At 33.5% G+C, this 3,210-nt stretch carries 2 protein-coding genes; one reads left to right on the top strand and one right to left on the bottom strand.

Translation table 11 applies throughout. From position 1 onward, the window contains the following. Positions 1–211: 211 nt before the first annotated feature. Positions 212–1,885: a PNGase F N-terminal domain-containing protein gene (locus tag ACIQ2X_RS14920; RefSeq protein WP_396179749.1), complete on the bottom strand. Its 1,674-nt coding sequence runs from the start codon at positions 1,883–1,885 to the stop codon at positions 212–214. A 260-nt stretch (positions 1,886–2,145) separates the two neighbouring features. Between ACIQ2X_RS14920 and ACIQ2X_RS14915 the strand changes: the two genes are divergently transcribed. Beyond that, a partial coding sequence (locus ACIQ2X_RS14915; RefSeq protein ID WP_396179748.1) for a DUF2851 family protein occupies positions 2,146–3,210 on the top strand: 1,065 nt, incomplete at its 3' end.

Here is a 3,210-nt window from a genome sequence, read left to right as displayed (position 1 = left end):
AAAAGTTTATTGAAACGAATTTCAATAAACTTTTGGAAACGTCAAATTTTATAATGCTTAACAGCTGTTTTACCAACTATTTTTGACTATTAAACCAAATAAAAAAAGGGAGCAGAATGAAATTTTCTGTTCCCTTTTTTATCAATTAAACCTTATCAAAACTTTTTTGTAAGATCAGTTTTAACAATTGGAAATTTTTACAAATACGTACTTATTCCCCAAATAATACTCCAGAAACATTCCAAGAACTAAAACTGTTTCCTTCGTTTTCACCTTGCGGAATTTTTACTGTAATTGTATGCTCTCCTGCTTTCAAATTTCCTAAATCAATATAAATCGGATTCGTAGTAGTTCCAGGACACCAATTGGATCGGCTGTAATCAGAAGATGATAAGCCATTTTCAAAATTTCCAGATGCGGGATTGTAATTGCGGTACGAGCCACAATCGGTGTTCCAGGGGGTGAATGAAAAAATAACGGAACCATCTAGTAAAATAGTATTTCTCTTTGGGACAAATTCATCGCCGTTTTCCCAACCTCCATGACCAGTGGTGATGTATCTTAATTTTGCATTTTGCAGGTCTTCCGCTAATGTAAATGTAACAACAAGTCCTTTTTCCGAATTGAACATCGTGGCGTATTCTTGTCCGGCCATTTCCATAACATTCAACGTATTGAAAATTGGAATTATTTTATTTGCTTGTTTTTTAGCACCAGCGTTTTCGTGTACAGTCAAATTCAAACTCACTTTATGGCCTCCTTTGTCGTAATTTCCAATAAAAACCCCAACGATTACTTCTTGATTATTTAAAATTTCGGATAAGTCGCTAATTTCTTGCCGGTAAAAAGCTACATCTTCCCATTCTTTATTTTTTAGTTTCAAATAGTTAAAATGACCTACTCCAAAAGGTGTAAAAAAACGAGTCAATTCTATAATAGGAGTAAAGTTATCCGATCGAACAACTCCTTGATACTGTTTGCCATTTCCGTTTTCATATATGGGTAAAATTTCTTTTCCTTTTTGCAAAGCGTCAAAAAAGTGAATTTTAGATTGTGTTGGAATTACAAAAACCGATCCCGTTCGGTCGTACGCATCGCCATTGGATTGTGCTGTTAAATCTACAAAATAGCTACTTCCTTGCGGAAAGTTTCCAATTTTTACCTTCCGAGCGATTACAGTTCCGTTTGCAAATTTAAAAATGGAATCGTTGGATACAGTTTGATCAGAAAAATTAATGATTTCGTTTTCAAAAATTGGAATTCTTGTAAAGCGTGATTTCCATAATTCATCGCGGTACGTTAAAATATCCATAACACTTTTAGAGTCTGGAATTTGTACAACTCCGTTCGGAATGTTTTTTAGTTTTTCAAGCTTACTAGCTATAATACTGTAATTTCCATTCCGAGTAATTTCCAAAACCAATCCCAAATTTTGCCCAACAATTGTTGGCGCTCCTTTCAAACCTAAGGCTTCGGTATACCAAATATCGATCGTATTGGAATTGATACTCGTCGTTGCTTTTTTACAAACATAACCCAATATTTTTTTGGTTTCCGTACTGTAAGTAAATTTTTGCTTGTCAATAGCAATACTATCCACGGTTGAAATAGTCTTATTTTCGTTCACCCGACTTGTTGAAAACCAATGATTTTTTAATCGATTTAAATAAAACATTTCATATGGAAAAGTTGCATTTTTTTGACTGACTTTTTCCGAAGTGATGAAAGTTCGGTTTTCATCGGCGAAAATAATTACATGATCTTGCCCTTGGATCAAACTACCATTTGAAAGTTTTGAATACTCCACACGGACGGCAGTAGGTGTTTTTTGAGCCTGAGAAACAGTTAAAATAAAGAAAATGAGAATTAAAAAAATATTTTTCATGGATGTAACAGTGATTTTTAGCGGTCAAATATGGCATCGCTTTTATTTATGGGCGTTTATCTCACAATATCAAAGTTTTCATCGGTATTCGATGACCCGAGCTTGCGGACTGGCGAAGCATTTTCAATTGCTTGCGCAAACGTATTGTTAATGGCGATTTCATAATTGTTCAGTTGTACAAACAAATATAAGTTTTGCAAACGGAAATTTCGTACTTTTAAAAAATACTTTGCCCAATATTAACTGCTATTCGAATTCTGATGAAAGAAGATTTTTTACATTACTTATGGAGATACAAAAAATTTGAAAGTAACGCTTTGCAAACTTCAAAAGGCGAAACACTCACCATTGAAAATGTAGGCAGTTATCTTGAAAATGCGGGTCCCGATTTTTTCAACGCTCAAATAACAATTGATGGTCAAAAATGGGCTGGAAATATCGAGTTGCATATAAAATCTTCTGATTGGTATTTGCACCATCACGAAAAAGACACTGCCTACGAAAATGTGATTCTTCATGTAGTTTGGGAACATGATGTTGATGTTTTCCGAAAGAATAATGTAGAAATTCCTGTTTTGATTTTAAAAAATTATGTTGCAAAGGAGTTTATGAGCAATTTTAAACTTTTGACTACTCCTAAATCTTGGATTTATTGCGAAAATCAGATTAAAGATATTGATGATTTTACGTATTCAAACTGGTTGGATCGTCTTTTTGTCGAACGATTGGAACGCAAACAAAAACCAATTGAGGAATTGTTTCAAAAATTAAATAAAGATTGGGAAGCAGTACTGTTTTGCCTCTTGGCTAAAAATTTTGGATTGAACACGAATGGTGCGGCTTTTTTGGATTTGGCATTAAATATTCCATTCTCAATTGTTCGAAAAGAAGCCACCGAAGCAATAAATTTAGAAGCGTTATTTTTTGGATTCTCTGGTTTACTTGATGACGAAAAAGAAGATTTGTATTACAAAGAGCTGCAAAGTCGATTTGGCTATATGGTTTTAAAGCACCAACTGGATTTCAAAAGAACCGTACCTTTACAATTCTTTAAATTGCGTCCAGATAATTTCCCAAATATTCGTTTGTCGCAATTGGCACACGTTTTTTCTAATAACCATCAATTGTTTTCAGATTGTATTGAAGTCAATACAATAAAAAAACTTACAAAAATCTTTGATGTTGCTGTTTCCGAGTATTGGCAAACGCATTATACTTTTGATAAAGAAAGTCCTAAACGTGCTAAAAAACTATCTGCTGGATTTATTGAACTGATAATGATCAATACCATAATTCCGTTGCAATACGCTTATTTTAAAAGTCGG

Source organism: Flavobacterium sp., from assembly GCF_044368625.1.
GTDB lineage: Bacteria > Bacteroidota > Bacteroidia > Flavobacteriales > Flavobacteriaceae > Flavobacterium.
This window is presented reverse-complemented; position numbering and strand designations above follow the sequence as displayed.